Origin of the sequence: Hymenobacter duratus (assembly GCF_014698995.1) — a bacterium.
GTDB classification, from domain to species: domain Bacteria; phylum Bacteroidota; class Bacteroidia; order Cytophagales; family Hymenobacteraceae; genus Hymenobacter; species Hymenobacter duratus.
This window is the reverse complement of sequence record NZ_JACWZZ010000001.1, coordinates 521,205-537,706: the sequence shown is the minus strand read 5'-3', so window position 1 is coordinate 537,706 and position 16,502 is coordinate 521,205. Positions and strand designations below refer to the sequence as shown.

The following is a 16,502-nucleotide window of genomic DNA, read 5'->3' as shown; positions in this document are numbered from 1 at the left end:
GGAAAGATATGGCGCAGGTTGGAACGAGCGGGGCGGGCCCTGGAACCGTTGCGGCGAGGGTTTGGGGAGTGGCATTGTACTGGCGGCGCGGATGGTAACCGGTCGGATGGCGGCCACTGTTCGACCGGGGGGTTGGTGTACCTTTGCGGCCGGCTTACTGATTAAAATCCGCTTTGAAATTTTCACGTCATCATCTGGCCGCGCTGGCGGCTTTTCTTATCTGGGGCTTCTTCCCGATTCCGCTGCGGCTGCTGGGCGGCTATGCCAGCGGGCAGATTCTGTTTTTCCGGGTGCTGCTGTCCCTGGCGCTGTTACTGCTGATTCATGGGCTGGGACGGCGCGAAACGGTACGGGCTACGTGGCGGCAGTGGCAGGCGGCACCGGCGGCGGAGCGGCGGGGCGTGGCCATCAGCACGGTGCTGGGCGGGGTGCTGCTGACCTCGAACTGGCTGCTCTTTATTTATGTGGTTAACCAGGTGAGCGTGCAGGCCGGCTCGTTTGCCTACCTGATCTGCCCGATTCTGACGGCGCTGCTGGGCTTTTTGCTGCTGCGCGAAAAGCTGCGGCCCAACCAGTGGGCGGCTATTGCGCTGAGTGCGCTGAGCTGCGCGCTGCTGGGCGTGGGCGAACTACGGACCCTGCTCATGAGCTTGGTGGTAGCTTTCACGTATGCGTTCTACCTCATCACGCAGCGCCGCCTGCAGGGCTACGACCGGCTGGTGCTGCTGACGGTGCAGCTGGGACTGGCCGCGCTGATTATTCTGCCGCTGGCACCGCTGCTGGGCGCGCAGCCACTGGCGGGCCTTGCCGACACCCGGCTGCTGCTCGTGACAGCCGTGTTGAGCTCGGTATTTACCGTGCTGCCGCTGTTTCTGAACCTGTACGCGCTGAACGTACTGCCTTCGGGCACCGTCGGAATTCTGATGTACGTGAACCCGATAGTGAGCTTTGCCCTGGCGTTTCTGTATTTCGGGGAAGCCGCCACGGCGGTACAGGGCGCGGCCTACGGCGTCATTCTGGGGTCGGTGGTACTGTACAATTTCCGCTCACGCTCCTGAAGCCGTTGTGCATTCGGGAGTCTAATAAACCGGCAACTCGCGCTGAAAGTGGGTTTTGAGCACTTGATTCACTTTTTCTCTGGTGAGCGGCTTGCTAAGCAGGCCGGCAATCGGGAACTGCTCCAGCCGGTGCATATCCTGCGGGTGCAGCGAAGTAGTGAGCATCACAATAATGACCGAATCCTTGTGCAGCAGCGGGAGCCGCTGGTAGGCTTCCAGGAAATCGAAGCCGTTCATGACGGGCATCTTGACATCCAGAAAAAGCAGTACGGGGCACTGAGGTGTGTTTTCCTGGCAGTTTGCGACCAGCACGTCCAGCGCTTCCTGGCCATTGAGGGCTATCAGGAGCTGCTCTGCTACCTGCAGCTTTTCCAGCAGCCGGCGGTTGAGAAAGTTGGTTGCCTGATCGTCATCAACCAGCAACAGACAGGGAAGCTTTTGCATAACAGCCGGGGTAAATCAACTACCCGAAAACGAGAAACAAACGAAGTGGGTCTGGCAGAGGAAACACACGAAGAAAGTGCAGCCGGCCTTTTCCTGGCTTTCGGCGCTGCTATGGCCGCCGACATTTGCCACCATTTTTTTCACCAGGCACCGGCCCGCACCCGAGCCATCTACGGACGTATGGAAACACTGAAACATACCAGACAGGTTTTGCTGCCGCTTCTGGTCGGCGGTGTCCGTGAGGCTGACAACCCGTAGCTGGCCGCTGCGGCCTTGCAGCAAAGCTGCGTAAACGCAAGCACGTTCTACCGGCGGGCCGGGGGGCCAGCCCACAGTCTGCTGTACCAGCCGTTGTTCTGATTCTCAACTGTAAAAGGCGGCAACGGTTTCCGGACCTACGGGCTACGGGCAGGAAGTGCGGCGGCGGTGCGGTTTCGTTGTTAACTTCGGGCAGTTTTTGGATCTATACTCCTGCTGAATGACGACCGTTTTTTCTGCGCCGGCCGTGGCGCCCGTTACCGTGCCGCTATGGCGGCGGGTGCTGCCCCACCTGCTGGCTGTGCTGGTATTTCTGGCCTTGGCCGTGCTCTACTTCTCCCCCATCATGTTCGATGGCAAAACCCTGAGCCAGCACGACATCGTGCAGTTCAACGGCGGGGCGCATGAGGCGCAGCTGTATCGGGAGGCCACCGGCAAGGAGGCGCTGTGGACCAACTCCATGTTTTCGGGAATGCCTACGTACCTCATCAGTACCCACTTTACCGGCGACCTGAGCATTTATCTGCAGAAAATATTCACGCTGGGGCTGCCGGCGGTAGTAGCCAACCTGTTTCTGGCGCTGGTGTGCGGCTACGTGCTGTTCGTGGCGCTGGGCCTTTCGCCGGTGGTGAGTGGCGTGGGTGCCATTGCGCTGGGCTTCACCAGCTACAACCTCGTGATTCTGGCCGCCGGCCACAACACCAAGAGTCTGGCCCTGGCCTACGCGCCGGTGGTGCTGGCGGGTCTGATAGTAGCGTTCCGGCGCAATAAGTGGCTGGGGACGGGCCTGTTTGCCGTGGGCTTGGCCATGAACGTGCGGGCCAACCACCTGCAGATTACCTACTATCTGCTGCTGCTGGTGCTGGTGTTCGGCATTGTGGAGCTGATTGGAGCCGTGCGCGAAAACCGCCTGCCCGACTTCCTGACCCGCACGGCGCTGCTGGCCGTGGCCGCGCTGCTGGCCGTGGGCGTGAGCTTCGGCCGCCTCTATACCACGATTGAATATGGCAAGTACAGCATCCGGGGCAAGTCGGAGCTGAAAACCCCACCCCCGACTGCCCCCGGCCAGCCCGCGGCCGCTCCCGCCGGCGACGATGGCGCAGGCGGCTCGGGTCTCGACCGGGACTACGCCTTCGGGTGGAGCTACGGCGTAGGTGAGAGCATCACGCTGCTGATTCCGAACTTCTACGGCGGCGCCTCGCAGAGCAAGCTATCTGACGACTCCGAAACGGGTAAGGCGCTGGCCGGCATGGGCCTGCCGCCGGTGCAGCTTTCCGACTACCTGGCCCACATGCCCACCTACTGGGGCGACCAGCCGATTACGAGCGGGCCGGTGTACGTGGGCGCCATCGTGTGCTTCCTGTTCGTGCTGGGGCTTTTCGTGGCCGACCGACGGCTGCGCACGTGGCTGCTGGTGGGCACCATTCTGTCTATCGTGCTGGCCTGGGGCAAGAACTTCGAGAGCTTCAACTACCTGATGTTCGACTATTTCCCGGGCTACAACAAGTTCCGCTCGGTGAGTATGGCCCTGGTGATTGCGCAGCTGGCTATGCCGCTGCTGGCCATTCTGGCGCTGGCCCGCGTGCTGCGTAGCCGTGCCGTGGCTACTACCGCTGCCGGAGCCAGCACCCACCCCAGCCTGGCCGCCCTCAGTGCCAAAACCACCACCGACGCGCCCGAAACCGCCGAGCTGAAGCGCAAGCTGCTGCTGGCGCTGGGCATTACGGTGGGCGTGTGCCTGCTGGCTTTCCTGATGGGGCTGGGCGCTGATTTTGCCTCGCCGATTGATGCGCAACTGCAGCAGCAGGGCTTCCCGCTGGACGCGCTGCGCCAGGACCGCGCCGCCATGCTGCGCGGCGACGTGTTCCGCTCCATTGTGTTCATTGTGCTGGCAGCCGGGGCGCTGTGGTTCTACCTGCAACGCAAGCTGTCGGCGGGCATGGCGGCGGCGCTGGTAGGCGTACTGACGCTGGTGGACCTGTGGAGCGTGGACAAGCGCTACCTCAACGACGCCAATTTCCAGCGCGAAACCGTGGCCCAGCAGTTCGTGCCCTCGGCCGCCGATCAGCAGATTCTGCAGGACAAAGACCTGAGCTACCGGGTGCTGAACGCCGCCAATCCGTTCAACGAGGCCAATACGTCGTACTTCCACAAGAGCATCGGAGGCTACCACGGGGCCAAGCTGCGGCGCTACCAGGACCTGATTGACCGGCAGATTTCGCTGAACAACACGCAGGTGCTCAACATGCTGAATACCCGTTATGTGATAGTGCCCGCGCAAGCGCCCCAGCAGCAAGGCCAGCCCGGTCAGCCGGAGCAGGTGCAGCGCAACCCCGGCGCGCTGGGCAATGCGTGGTTCGTGAACGAGGTGCAGAAAGTGCAGACGCCCGACCAGGAAATCCAGGCCCTGACCGGACTGAACGCGGCGACGACGGCCGTGGTGGACGTGGCCAAGTTTCCGCTGGCCAAGACCAGCTACCCGGCACCCGGCTCCACCATTTCCCTCACGGATTACTCGCCTGACGCGCTGAAATACCGCGCTACGGCCACCGCCGACGCCTTCGTGGTGTTCTCGGAAATCTACTACGCCGATGGCTGGAACGCCTACCTCGACGGCAAGCTGGTGCCGCACCTGCGGGTCAATTACGTGCTGCGCGCCATGCCGCTGCCAGCCGGCACGCACACCATCGAGTTCCGGTTTGAGCCCACGGAATACGCCATCGGCAACACGGTTTCAATGATTTCGTCGGTGCTGCTGATTCTGGTGCTGCTGGGGCTGCTGGTGTACACGGTGCGGCAGCCAACGGAGCCCGCTGAGCCAGCTTTCGTGTAGCCATTATTCTCCTTCATGCGAAAAGCCCTGCCGGTTCGGCAGGGCTTTTTCGTGGGCTGATTTGCTGCTTTCCATGATTCTCGAACCGTTACATGAGCCCGAAGCAGCCCGCCGCCACATCCGGCTGCTGCTACTGCGCGACGACCTGGCCCACCCCGAGCTGCCGGGCAACAAGTGGCGCAAGCTGAAATACAACCTCGCCGAAGCCCGGCGGCTGGGGCACGATACGCTGCTGACGTTCGGCGGGGCGTTTTCCAACCACATTGCGGCCGTCGCCGCCGCCGGCCGCCTCACCGGACTCCGTACCATCGGCATCATCCGGGGCGAAGAAACGCAGCCGCTTAACCCTACCCTGGCGCGGGCCGCAGCCGACGGTATGGCTCTCCGCTACCTCGACCGGGAAACTTACCGCCGCAAGCAGGAGCCGACGTTTCTGGCGGAGCTGCTGCGCGAAACCGGCCCGGCCTACGTCATTCCTGAAGGCGGCTCCAATGCCCTGGCCCTGCCCGGCTGCGCCGAGCTGGTCATGGAGCTGGCCACGGAAATCGACTTCGACTACTTGTGCGTAGCCTGTGGCACGGGCGGCACGCTGGCCGGCCTGCTCACGGGGCTGGCCCCGCAGCAGCGGGCGGTGGGCGTGGCAGCCCTGAAAAACGGCAGCTTTCTGCGCCCTAGTATCAACGCGCTGACGCAGGCTGCTACCGACCGCACCTTCCCCAACTACGACCTGCGCACGGACTACCACCTGGGCGGCTATGCCCACTTCTCGCTTGAGCTGCTGTACTTCATTCAGGAATTTCAGGCCCGACACGGCGTGCTGCTGGACCCTATTTACACCGGCAAGCTGCTGTTTGGGGTACTGGACTTAGTGCGGCAGGATTATTTCGCGGCGGGCTCTACGGTGGTGGTGGTGCACACCGGCGGCCTGCAGGGCTGGGCCGGGTTCCGGCAGCGGTTTGGGCACCGTAGCGCGTGGTGGCCGGAGGGCATTCCGTCCTCCTGAGTGCCGCGAAGAACCCTGTCACGCCTGAGCGGAACAAGAGAAAATTGTGATGATGGAAGAATATCCTTCGCGGCACTCATGATGCCAAAAGGGTAAACATTTTTACCACTGAAATCTACGCTCTAATCGGCGTAGCCAGGGCTGGGCACCCAGGGCCGCCAGCAAAAACCAGTGCGACAAAACCGGCGCCGAAAACCGGATATCCCAGTCTTCCACCGTCATCATCACGACAACGGCCTGCAGCAGAATGACGGCGGCGGCATACACGCGGGCGGGCCGAGCTACGGCGCGGCGGGCCAGTCCGCGCAGGGCCAGCCAGTAGATGGGCGGCAGTGTGGCGGCCAGCAGCAGGCAGTGCAAGGCAGAGTAATACGGCTTCGGAAAGCCCATGAAATATGTGAGCTTGAGGGCTGCCAGCTGCGCAAACCACCGTGGATTTTGCCCGATAAACGACAGCAGCCGCCACAGCGGCGGAGCGGCCGGGGCGGGCAGGTGTAGGGGCGCCGTTGGGTGTAAGTTGGCCTGCGGATAGCCGAAGATGATGAGGCCCTGCTCGTAGGTTTCGATGAGCGTGAAGGTGCGCAGCAGCTCGTTGAGCACCACCCACGCCACCGGCAGCAGCACCAAGCCCGCCAGCAGCCCGACACGCAGCCACTTCCGCTGCCCGTGCGCCCGCAGCCACGCCAACGCCGCCAGCCCGCCAGCCCCGAAGGCCACAAAGCCGTTGGGCCGAACTGTGGCCGTAGCCAGCAGCAACAATATCGCCAGCAGCACCCCGCGCCAGGTACGCAGCCGCGCCACTGCCCACAGCGAAAACACAAGCAGGCTGGTAAACAACGACTCCGTGAGCAGAAAGGGGTTGGCGCGCTGCACATCCGTCCAGCCGATGAACAATAGCGCCGCCAGCGCCGCCGTGAGCCAGTGCCCGCCACCCAGGCGCCGTGCTGTGCCGTACAGCGCCCGCGCCGCCAGCCCCGACAAGGCTACCTGCGCCAGCCCGATGCCCCACCAGCCCAGCCGCAGCTTCAGAAACACGCTCATAAACAGCGGATAACCCACGTAGCGCAGGTAATGCCCGCCCTTAAACGTGCCGGTTTCGGCCAGCCGGGTAGCGTACTCGAGGTATTGCTTACTGTCGCCGCTGAAGCGCGGGCCCTGGTAGAGCCGCCAGCACCACACCTGCACCAGCAGCCACAGGCCAGCCAGCAGCCAGCCGTGCCAGCGGTGCAGCCAGCCCCGCCCCGCCCCCACTGCTGGCGCCGGAACGGTAGTCGGGTTGGCGGAAGGGGCTGCGGAGGTAGTCATGGCGCCGTAAAGCTACGTCCACGGTGCCAGACCCGGCTTCCGGTCGCAGCGTTGCGCTTCGGCAGAACTTGCGGGCTTCGCGTATACGTTCGGGTTCTGCTCTCACTTCTCTCCCCGCATGTCCGCTTCTCTGTTGCTTCGCCGCCTGCTGCCGCTGCTGTTTTTGGTAGGCCTGGGCTGGTTTCTCTGGACGAAAGTCCGCCCGGCCCTCGCCGATTTCGACAACCCGCTCAACCCCACGCCGCGCGTAACCGTGACGCACAACACGGTGCTGCAGAAGGTGGAAAGCCTGGGCAAGCTGGAGCTGGTGCGCTACCAGTTCAAGGATGTGGTGGAGTACAAGAAAAGCACCTACCGCTTCCTGCCCGACGCCAAAGTGGCCCTCATTGTGGCCGGCAACGCCATTGGCTGCCTCGATTTGCGCAAGGTGCGGGAGCAGGACGTGGTGTTCGAAGGCGACTCGGTGGTGCGCGTGGCGCTGCCGCCCGCCGAGCTGTGCACCTGGCAGGTAGACCACAGCCAGAGCCGCGTGTACAGCGTCGAGAACGGCTTTTTTCAGGATGCGGAGCTGGTAGATGCCGGCTACAAATACGCCGAAGCCAACGTACGCCGCGCCGCGCTGCAGTCGGGCATTCTGGCCCAGACCGAGCAAAACGCCCAGCAAATCCTCAAGCCCATGCTCGAAACCATGACCGGCCGCCGCGTGGTACTCACCAAACAGATGCAGAACCCGTTGCGGCCGGCGAAGCAATAGAAAACAGAACGTCATGCAGAGCGGAGCCGAAGCATCTCGCTAATGTGGTAGAATCATTTACTACACTAGCGAGATGCTTCGGCTCCGCTCTGCATGACGTTTGGGAGAGCAGCAAACCGACTTCGCTAGTCTTCGTCATCTTCAGGGGCTTTGCCCAGGTCGTCGAGAGCCATTTTGATGAGGTCGGATTCGTAGCCTTTGGCCGTGAGGAAGAGCTGGATTTTCTGGCGGCGCACCCGCGGGTTGCGCTCCTTTTCCTGGCGGTCCTTCTTTTCCAGCACATCCACGAGGTTCTGGTAGTACTCGTCGCCGTCTATTTCCTTGAGGCCTGACTTGATGCAGTAGTCCGAAATGCCTTTCTGCTTCAGGTCCTGCACGATGCGGCGGCGGCCCCACTTCTTCTGGTTCACGTGCCCGCGCACGAAAGCCTTGGCAAACCGCTCCTCGTCCAGCAGCTTCTCGCGGCTCAGCCGGATGATGATTTCGCCGGCCTCGTCTTCGTCTAGGCCGTAGCTGCGGAGCTTGGCTTCCACTTCCTTCTGGTTGCGCTCTTGGTAGGCACAGAAGGCGGCTATTTTCTGGAGCGCCTCGCCGGGCGTGTAGGTTTTCTGCTTTTTCTCCTGCTGGTTGCGGTTCATCATAGAGCAAGATAACGCGGATTGCGGGGCAGAAGTGCGTTTTTTTCTGGTATTAGCTGCCCGATGCCAGCAGCGGATGGTGCAAACCGGAGAGGCTGCGGGCGGTTGTAGCTGCATTACCTGTTTCCGCTATGCCGCTGCTCACGCCGGGCGTCCGCTACATGCTGCTCAGCACGCTGTTTTTCGCGCTGCTGAACGTGTGCGTGAAGCTGCTGCCGCACCTGCCGCCCCTCGAAATCATCTTTTTCCGCTCGGTGCTTTCGCTGGCTCTGAGCTACGGGGCGCTGCGGCAGGCGCGGGTGCAACCCTGGGGCCAGCCAGGCAGCCGCTTTTATCTGCTTTCGCGCGGCACAACGGGGGCGCTGGCGCTGGTGCTGTATTTCTACACGCTCCAGACCATGCCGCTGGCCTCGGCCGTAACCATTCAGTACCTAGCGCCCATTTTCACGGCGGTGCTGGGCATTTTCATCGTGAAGGAAAAGGTGCAGCCCTGGCAGTGGGCATTTTTCCTGCTTTCGTTTGGGGGCGTGGTGCTGGTGAAGGGGGTTGATACGCGCATCGAGCCGCTCTACCTGGCCATGGGCGTGGCGTCGGCCGTGTTTTCGGGGCTTTCCTACAACTCCATCCGCAAGCTGGGCGGGCGCGAGCATCCGATGGTAATTGTGCTGTTTTCGCAGCTGGTGGTGGTGCCGTTCAGCGCGGTGTACTGTCTGATGCACTGGACTACGCCGGTAGGCTGGCAGGACTGGGGCGTGCTGCTGCTGACGGGCATTTTCACGCAGCTTTCTCAGGTGTACAAAACCAAGGCCTACCAGGCCGGGCCGCTGGCCAGTATCAGCAGCCTCGACTACCTGGGCATTCTGTACGCGCTGGGGTTGGGCTTCACGTTTTTCGGCGAAACGTTCGGGCTGCCCTCCTACGCTGGCATGGCGCTGGTGCTGCTGGGCGTGGCGCTCAACGCGGCCTACACGTTCCGGCAGGCGCGCCGCCCGGTGCCGGCTTCGCCGGTAGTGGAGGAAGTGGCTGCGTAACAAACCGGTTTGGTCGAAAAACACCGTCCGTACCGGGCACAGACAACCTTACGGCTGGGTATTCTCTCTATCTTGGCACCAACTGTTTTTATCTGCCCGATGCACCGCTATTTACTCCTGCTCTTTTTTCTGATCAACACCCTTGCGGCGCAGGCCGGCATCATCAAGGGCCGCGTCACGGACCCGCAGGGGGCCGGACTGGCCTTTGCCAACGTGGCCGTACGCACCACGACCACCAGCACCGCCACCAACGAGCAGGGCAACTACCAGCTGCGGCTGCCAGCCGGCTCCTACGAGCTGGTGTATCAATATGTGGGCTACAAACCGCGCATAGAAACTGTACGCGTAGCCGGTGGCGACACGGCCACTACGCTCAACATTACGCTGGAGCCCGAAAGCTACAAGCTGCGCGAAGTAGTGGTGCGCGCCTCCGACCGGGACCCGGCCTACGCCATCATTCAGCAGGCCCAGCAGTGGCGGCGCTACCACCTGCGCGAAGTCTCCGCCTTCAAAGCCCGGGCGTACATCAAAGCATTGGGACGGTTTGCGGAAGTGCCGGGCAAGATTCTGGGCCTCGTGAAAATCGGGCCCGACATCAAGCCGGGAATTTTCTACCTGTCAGAATCAGTCTCAGAGCTGAGCTTCAGGCAGCCGAACGTGGTGCAGGAGCGCATGATTTCCTCCCGCGTGAGCGGCGACACCAAAGGCATCAGCTTCAACCGGGCGGGGCGCGGGGCGGGCCTCAACTTCTACGAGAACGTGCTGAAAAGCGGCTTTTCAGAGCGCGGTTTCGTGTCGCCGGTTGCCGATGGGGCCATGCTGTTCTACAAGTACGAGCTGGAAGGCAGCAGCCAGCAGGGCGGCGTGCTAGTGCACAAAATAAAAGTCACGCCGCGCCGCCGCACCGACCCGGTGTTTTCCTCGGGCCACATCTACATCGTGGATGGGACGTGGCGGCTGCACTCCGTGTCGCTCAACCTCGACAAAAACGCCCAGCTCGACTACGTCGACAATTTCCGCATCGAGCAGCTGTTTGCGCCCGCGCCCGGCGCGCCCCACGTCTGGGTGATTCAGTCGCAGAAGATTACAGTGGGCTTTACGGCGTTTGGCTTCAAAGGCAGCGGCTACCTGACGGCGGTGCTCAGCAACTACAAGGTGCAGCCCACCTACCCCAACCGCCCGGCACCAACTGCCCTGCCAGCAACTCCCACGGCCACAGAGCCCGCGGAAGCGCCCGTGACGCGCGAAACGGCCGCCGAACTCAGAAAGCAGAAGCCAAAGCTGAGCGGCCTGAACCGGGAGGTACGCCGCCAGAGCAAAGCCGCGGAGCGCGACACGGCCGGCCTGAGCATCGGGCAGCTGAAGCGCGGCGAGATAATGTTAGTAGAAAAAGGCGTGAACGAGCGGGATTCCAGCTACTGGGACACCATCCGGCCCATTCCGCTGACCGAGGAGGAGCAGAAAGACTACCAGGTAAAAGACAGCACTGAGGTAGTGCGCAACTCACGGCCCTACCAGGACTCACTGGATCGGGTGCGCAACGAGCTGGAAGTAAGCAAGTTTCTGCTGACCGGCTACACCTATTCCAATACGTTCCGCAAACGCTCGTGGTACGTGGCGCCGGTGTTCAACATCCTGAACTACAACACGGTGGAAGGCACCGTTATCAACCCCGAAGCCACGTTCACGCAGCGCACCGACGACCGACGTTCCTACTCCATCACGCCGGCCGTGCGCTACGGATTCAGCAATAAGCTGGTTAGTCCTAGCCTTGCGGGTACCTGGCAGCTGCATCCGGTGCGCGTGTCGCGGCTCACGGCCCGTGTGGGGCGCACCATCGACAACTTCGACCCTAACACGCAGCTGACGCCCTTCATCAACACGTATTACACGCTGCTCGAAAACCGCAACTACGCCAAAACCTACCGCCGCGACGGGGGCCAGCTGGGCTACCAGGCCGAGGTGCTGAATGGCCTGACGCTGCAGGTCACGCTGAGCTACTACGACCGGCGCGAGCTGGAAAACACCACCATTGACTTGTGGCGCGACAAGCCCGGCGTAGCCTTCACGCCCAACGACCCGCGCAACGAAGAGCTGCCCGGCGGCACCGGTTTCGGCCGCAACCAGGCCCTGACCTGGGAGCTGGCGGCCTCGTTCCGGCCCGGCCAGCGCTACATCACGCGGCCCGACGGCAAGATTAATCTGGGCTCGAAGTCGCCGACGTTTGTGGGCATCTGGCGGCAGGGCGTGGGCGGCGTGCTGGGCTCCGATGTGCGCTACACGCTGCTGGAAGTTGGTATCCGGCAGAACATCGGGCTGGGGCTGCTGGGCACGAGTAGCTACAAGGTAGCGGCCGGCGGCTTTGTGGGCACGCCCAAGCTGTCGTTTATGGACTTCCGCCACTTCTCAGGCAACCGCACCTACCTGGCCGCCGATTTCAGCCAGTTTCAGCTCCTCGACTACTACCGCTTCAGCACGCGCCGCCAGTTTCTGGAGGCGCACTACAACCACCATTTCAACGGCTTCTTCCTAAATAAAATCCCGCTGCTGCGGCAGCTGAAGTGGCAGGAAGTGGCCTCGCTCAACTACCTTACTACCGCGCAGGTTGGCCACTACGTGGAGCTGGGCGTGGGCCTTGAGCACGTGTTCAAGGTGATGCGTGTGGACTTCTATACCGGCCTGCAGTCGGGGCAGCGCGTAGGCACGGGCGTGCGGGTAGGCATCGGGTTTTAAGAACCGTTCGGGCTCCGCGCCTCCCAGCCGCGAGGTTGCGCAGCTTTACCGCAGTATTGCGACTCCAGGGCGCGACTTTACGGCTGGGAGTCGCAATACCGCGGCTTCCAGCCGCGAAGTCGCGCCGTTTTACCGCAACACTGCGGCTCCAAAGCGCGAAGTCGCGGCTGGGAGTCGCAACCGCGCCCCTCCCAGCCGCGACTTCGCGACAAAACGGCGCGATGCTGCGGGTGCTCCCGCGCTGCTGCTGTAGAAAAGGCCCTCTACCGCATTGGCAAAGGGCCTTTTCTATGACAGCAGACCGACCTATTTCACTTCCTCGAAGTCCACGTACTCGCCGCCTTTGAACTCCTTGGGCTGCGCAGGTTTCGGGCGGGGCGGCACGTAGTCTACATGTACGTCGCCGCTGGCGGTGCGGGTTTGCTCCGACGCGTTGGGAGCAGCTTCAAACGGGGCACCACCGAACTGTTGCGCGTGCCGGCGGGCCTGCTTTTGCAGAAATCCAACCACCAGGTAGCGCATCAGCACGGGCAGCACAAAGCGCAATACCAGCGCCAGCAGGAAGAAAATGAGCAGGAATTTAATCAGCATGGATCAGCCGGGGCTTAAACAGGTTGAAAGTAAAAATCAGCCGTAACTGCGCTGTTCAGCTGGGCTTCCGAGCACGGCACGAGTTCAGAACGCTCCGATAGCACGAATGGTTTGTAGCCCAGCTTATCGAGCACCGCTACCACGGCGCGGCGGTTTTCCAGGCCATTCAACTCCGTTTGGATGAGCGGCCGGAAACGGCGCAGCGTGGCCTGCATGTGCCGGAACACCTCATGCTCGAAGCCTTCCACGTCGCACTTCACGAAGTCGAGGCGCGGCAGGTGGGCCAGCAGGTCATCAGGCACGCGCATGGGCACGTCGTAAGTGCGGGCGTAGTGCTCATCGGGGTTGCTGGCTGCTACTTTGGTCATGCCGTGGTGCAGCAGGCCGTTGCGCTCGGGTGTACCCATCTGCACGGTAGTGTTCTGGCCACCCAGCGCATAGGGCAGTAGCGTAAGGTTGCGGTAGCCGCTGAGCTTCACGTTGTCCTGCCAAATGGCCTGGAAATCCGGAATCGGCTCCACGGCCAGCACCTGCCCTTCCGGCCCTACCAGCCGCGAAAGCGCCACCGAGTAGTAGCCCAGATTGGCCCCGATATCGAGACACACAAAGCCCGGCCGGATAATCTTCTCCAGGAAAAACAGTTCCGGGTATTTCGTACGGCCCCAGCCCGCGCCCACCAGCCGCAAGTACACGCGGCTCACGAAACGGATGTACCGCTCGAAGCCGAGCGCGCGGACCAGAAGTTTACGGAGTGCTTTCATAGAAGCGGTAAAGGTAGCAAGCCCGGCCGGGTCTGCGGAATCCTTAGGCGCCACCACACTTTGCATCTGCTACTATAGCTGCTTCCGCCCGCCTTTTTCCCAGCCGCTGGCCAGCAGCTGTGGCAGCCTATAGCCTGCCAGTACTGACCGGTACCCAGCAGCCACGCGGCTGCATGCTGGGCTACCATGAAAAAATGCGGCCAACGCTTGTGTGGTTTTCCGCAGGGTTTCTATCTTTGCTGCCCCTGACGGATACGCCGCCTCGGAAATGCCTGTTTAGCTCAGCTGGTAGAGCAGCTCATTCGTAATGAGCAGGTCGTTGGTTCGAGTCCAATAACAGGCTCAGTGGGTATGAAAGCCTTTGCAAATCCTGTATTTGCAAAGGCTTTTTCGCGTTTAGGGCTCTCCTTCCTTAGCTCGCAAACCGGAATCAGAGCGGCACGTTCGGGGTGCTTGGCGTGGCCAGCCAGTGTACGCGTCACCGCAGTTGTCCTTCCTTCGGTATACAGCATATGAAACTCTCTTTCCTTCTGTCATTACTTGGCCTGGCAATGCTGGGCAGTTGTCAGCAGACTCCTTCTGCTGAAAGTCCGCAAGCGCCTTCTGAACAGCAGGCCCAAGAACAGACCAGCGCAACCGGGGCGCCCACTGCCACTGCTGCCCGCGCTGCAGTGGGCCGATACCTGCAGGGCCAGCCCAACGCTGCACTTTACGTCCTCGATTCGGCCAGCGTGCTGGAAGTAGACGACCACTGGCAGGTGCTCGTGCTGCGCACCGACTGGGCCGGCCGCATGCCCAACCGCGCCGCCTTCGAGGTAGATAAGAGCACTGGTACAGTGAGCCCCTTGGCCGTAAAGTATGTCTTGAACGGGCACAACGAAACTAACTTGCGCCGGGCGAGTGTTGGCAAAATCATGGTTCAGCTTCCGGAACCTGTCTTCACTTATGCACCACCTTATATATAGCAGTACATCCGTAGTACCTTTCTCTGAGGAGCAACTACACACCTTGCTCAGCCAGGCCAGAGCCAACAACGAGCAGCAGGGACTGACGGGCATTCTGTTATATCACGCCGGTCAGTTCATGCAGTTGCTGGAGGGCCCGCCAGCTGCCGTGCACGCCGTATATAACCAGATTGCCCAGGACCCACGCCATACAGGCATCATCAAGCTGGCCGACAAATCGGTAGAGAGCCGCAGCTTCCCCGATTGGTCGATGGCGTTCCGGGTGCTGGATGGTGAGCAGTTCAACCACCTGCTGGGCTACCAGGCGCCGGAAACCGCCAATGTTGCCCCATCGGGCCTGAGCGCCGCCGACTCTCTGCTGCTGGGGATTATGCGCACTTACATGCTTCGCGACGACCCGGAACAGTAAGCATCCGCATCCCCCTTAACCAAAAACGCCGCCAGCATCTCCTGCTGGCGGCGTTTTGATTAATACTCAGCTAGGCCGTTGCATATGCAAAGCTTAGCGCGGGTGAAGTGCCTAGAAGCTGCTGTCGTCGTCGCTGTTGTGCAACGACGACGTCGTGCCACGGTACACCGACTCGCTGCTGGACTTCCACTTCGATTCACCCTTGGGCGTGTAGCGCGAGTCGCTGGCTACCGACGTTTTTCCGCTTTTGCCACGCAGCGCCAGCCAGCTCAGACCGCTTACCAGTAAAGCACCACCCACTACCTTTTGGGTAGTCGAGAGGCTATTTACCTGCTCCAAGGCCTTGTTGCCGAAGTCCTTGAGCGACTGAGGCAGTTGGTCTACACTCTTGGCCCACTGCTCCTGGTCGAGCCAGGACTTGCGCTGGCTGTCCTGATTCTGCTCGTTCTGGGTAGCAGGTGTAGTGCTTTCCGCCTGTGGCTGGCGCGAAGCTGTATTGTTGCTGGAAGCGGAAGAAGGCTGCTGATTCTGGCGGCCAGAAGAGGCACTACCAGAAGTGTTTGCTGAAGGAGTAGCCGAACCGCTGGCAGATGGAGTAGCAGACTGCGCAGCGGGCTTATTGGCGGCGCTGGAAGACGAGGAAGAAGACGTGCCGGAATTCGACTGGTTTTGCTTGTTGTCCATGATAATGAAAGAGTAAGGAGTACAACTAAGTAACGGAGCGGCCTTCCGGCCGCTCCTGCCCTCTATTCGAAAAATTTGCCTTTGGGGTTGCAGATCAGGCGTATTGGTTTTTGGCTTTCTGCTCATTTTCAGTGCCAGCAGCAGCTCACTTATTCCGCCAGCTAGCCCCTGGCCCTGTTTTCCGCAGCCTGGACGGGCACTGCCGAAAAACTTATGCCCCGCCCCGGCGTTTGTGCGTAGGCCGCCGGCAAGCGCGGCAGTAACTCGGTTCAGAACAGTAGCATGCAGCAGCGTTTTCAGGATAAAGTGTGTTTTATTACGGGTGCTACTTCCGGCATTGGGCGGGCAGTGGCAGTACAGATGGCTCAGGAAGGAGGCTTGGTGGCCATATTAGGCCGCGACGCGCAAGAAGGCCGCGACGTAGTGCGCGAGATAAAAGCGGCAGGAGGAACGGCTATGTTTATCCGCACGGATGTGGGCCGCGACGCGCAGCTGGTGGCAGCCGTAAGCAAAACGCTGGCCGCCTGGCATAAGATAGATGTACTGGTCAGCAACGCCGGTATGATGACGTTCGACCCCATCCTTACGCTCAAGCCCAAGAGCTGGGATACGCTTTTGCAGGTGAATCTGCGGAGTCTGTTCCGGCTCACGCAGCTTTGCCTGCCGCATATGAAGCATGGCAGTATTGTGGCCGTCAGCTCAGTGCATGCCCACCAAACCACCCCCAACGTCATTCCATACGCCACTAGCAAGGGCGCCATTGAGGCCTTTGTGCGGGGTGTGAGTCAGGAAATACCGCATACGCATGCCCGCATCAATGCCGTGGCGCCCGGTGCCGTGGACACGCCTATGCTTTGGAGTAACCCGAACGTGAAGAGCGGCAAAGAAAAGATTACCGGTCAGGTAGGCACGCCCGAGGAGCTGTCGGCCGCTATCTGCTTTCTGGCCTCTCCTGAAGCCAGCTTCATCAATGGCACCACCCTGATAGCTGATGGTGGGCGTCTGGCAACCCTATAACTATTAAAGAGTGAGATA

15 protein-coding genes and 1 tRNA gene are annotated in these 16,502 nt (G+C 61.5%); 10 read left to right on the top strand and 6 right to left on the bottom strand.

Annotated features, from left to right (window positions below; translation table 11 throughout):
• The first annotated feature begins 173 nt into the window (after positions 1 to 173).
• Positions 174 to 1,058 carry an EamA family transporter gene (locus tag IC231_RS02210; protein WP_190782977.1) on the top strand — a complete coding sequence of 295 codons (885 nt, stop codon included), beginning with the start codon at positions 174 to 176 and terminating at the stop codon, positions 1,056 to 1,058.
• A 21-nt stretch (positions 1,059 to 1,079) separates the two neighbouring features.
• Here the strand turns inward: IC231_RS02210 and IC231_RS02205 are convergent, their stop codons facing one another.
• Positions 1,080 to 1,502 carry a response regulator gene (locus IC231_RS02205; RefSeq protein WP_190782976.1) on the bottom strand — a complete coding sequence of 141 codons (423 nt, stop codon included), beginning with the start codon at positions 1,500 to 1,502 and terminating at the stop codon, positions 1,080 to 1,082.
• A gap of 478 nt (positions 1,503 to 1,980) precedes the next feature.
• Here IC231_RS02205 and IC231_RS02200 point away from each other — a divergent pair, with 478 nt between their 5' ends.
• Both IC231_RS02200 and IC231_RS02195 read left to right on the top strand, forming a co-directional pair.
• The gene (locus IC231_RS02200) at positions 1,981 to 4,593 is read left to right on the top strand and encodes a YfhO family protein (protein WP_190782975.1); all 2,613 of its coding nucleotides are present in this window, start codon (positions 1,981 to 1,983) and stop codon (positions 4,591 to 4,593) included.
• Positions 4,594 to 4,666: 73 nt separating this feature from the next.
• Complete coding sequence (locus IC231_RS02195) at positions 4,667 to 5,596, top strand: 1-aminocyclopropane-1-carboxylate deaminase/D-cysteine desulfhydrase (protein WP_190782974.1); 930 nt, start codon at positions 4,667 to 4,669, stop codon at positions 5,594 to 5,596.
• A 102-nt stretch (positions 5,597 to 5,698) separates the two neighbouring features.
• On the opposite strand, the gene IC231_RS02190 is transcribed toward IC231_RS02195, so the two are convergent.
• Entirely contained in the window at positions 5,699 to 6,901 is a 1,203-nt protein-coding gene (locus IC231_RS02190; protein WP_190782973.1) for a hypothetical protein, read from the bottom strand.
• A gap of 118 nt (positions 6,902 to 7,019) precedes the next feature.
• On the opposite strand from IC231_RS02190, the gene IC231_RS02185 reads away from it, so the two are divergent.
• Positions 7,020 to 7,655: a DUF4230 domain-containing protein gene (locus tag IC231_RS02185; protein ID WP_190782972.1), complete on the top strand. Its 636-nt coding sequence runs from the start codon at positions 7,020 to 7,022 to the stop codon at positions 7,653 to 7,655.
• A gap of 125 nt (positions 7,656 to 7,780) precedes the next feature.
• Here the strand turns inward: IC231_RS02185 and IC231_RS02180 are convergent, their stop codons facing one another.
• Positions 7,781 to 8,296, bottom strand: a complete 516-nt coding sequence (locus IC231_RS02180; protein ID WP_211538814.1) for a regulatory protein RecX — start codon at positions 8,294 to 8,296, stop codon at positions 7,781 to 7,783.
• A 128-nt stretch (positions 8,297 to 8,424) separates the two neighbouring features.
• Here IC231_RS02180 and IC231_RS02175 point away from each other — a divergent pair, with 128 nt between their 5' ends.
• Positions 8,425 to 9,324 (top strand): DMT family transporter, encoded by a 900-nt coding sequence (locus tag IC231_RS02175; protein WP_211538813.1) that lies wholly within the window; start codon positions 8,425 to 8,427, stop codon positions 9,322 to 9,324.
• Positions 9,325 to 9,423: 99 nt separating this feature from the next.
• A complete protein-coding gene (locus tag IC231_RS02170) occupies positions 9,424 to 12,057 on the top strand; it encodes a DUF5686 and carboxypeptidase regulatory-like domain-containing protein (RefSeq protein WP_190782971.1) in 2,634 nt (877 codons plus the stop codon).
• Between the two features lie 306 nt (positions 12,058 to 12,363).
• Here the strand turns inward: IC231_RS02170 and IC231_RS02165 are convergent, their stop codons facing one another.
• Together IC231_RS02165 and IC231_RS02160 are read right to left on the bottom strand one after the other, a co-directional pair.
• Entirely contained in the window at positions 12,364 to 12,648 is a 285-nt protein-coding gene (locus tag IC231_RS02165) for a DUF4834 family protein (RefSeq protein ID WP_190782970.1), read from the bottom strand.
• 14 nt (positions 12,649 to 12,662) lie between these two features.
• Positions 12,663 to 13,409 (bottom strand): FkbM family methyltransferase, encoded by a 747-nt coding sequence (locus IC231_RS02160; protein WP_190782969.1) that lies wholly within the window; start codon positions 13,407 to 13,409, stop codon positions 12,663 to 12,665.
• Between the two features lie 270 nt (positions 13,410 to 13,679).
• Between IC231_RS02160 and IC231_RS02155 the strand changes: the two genes are divergently transcribed.
• The 3 genes from IC231_RS02155 to IC231_RS02145 all read left to right on the top strand — a co-directional run bounded on the left by IC231_RS02155 (position 13,680) and on the right by IC231_RS02145 (position 14,783).
• Positions 13,680 to 13,752 (top strand) — tRNA-Thr (locus IC231_RS02155).
• A 169-nt stretch (positions 13,753 to 13,921) separates the two neighbouring features.
• Positions 13,922 to 14,374 (top strand): hypothetical protein, encoded by a 453-nt coding sequence (locus IC231_RS02150; protein ID WP_190782968.1) that lies wholly within the window; start codon positions 13,922 to 13,924, stop codon positions 14,372 to 14,374.
• Positions 14,355 to 14,783, top strand: coding sequence for a BLUF domain-containing protein (locus IC231_RS02145; RefSeq protein WP_190782967.1), 429 nt, complete (start codon positions 14,355 to 14,357; stop codon positions 14,781 to 14,783). The genes IC231_RS02150 and IC231_RS02145 overlap by 20 nt, the downstream gene beginning before the upstream one ends.
• A 111-nt stretch (positions 14,784 to 14,894) precedes the next feature.
• Here IC231_RS02145 and IC231_RS02140 read toward each other — a convergent pair whose 3' ends face one another.
• Positions 14,895 to 15,467: a hypothetical protein gene (locus tag IC231_RS02140; protein WP_190782966.1), complete on the bottom strand. Its 573-nt coding sequence runs from the start codon at positions 15,465 to 15,467 to the stop codon at positions 14,895 to 14,897.
• 282 nt (positions 15,468 to 15,749) lie between these two features.
• Here IC231_RS02140 and IC231_RS02135 point away from each other — a divergent pair, with 282 nt between their 5' ends.
• The gene (locus tag IC231_RS02135) at positions 15,750 to 16,484 is read left to right on the top strand and encodes an SDR family NAD(P)-dependent oxidoreductase (RefSeq protein WP_190782965.1); all 735 of its coding nucleotides are present in this window, start codon (positions 15,750 to 15,752) and stop codon (positions 16,482 to 16,484) included.
• Positions 16,485 to 16,502: the final 18 nt, after the last annotated feature.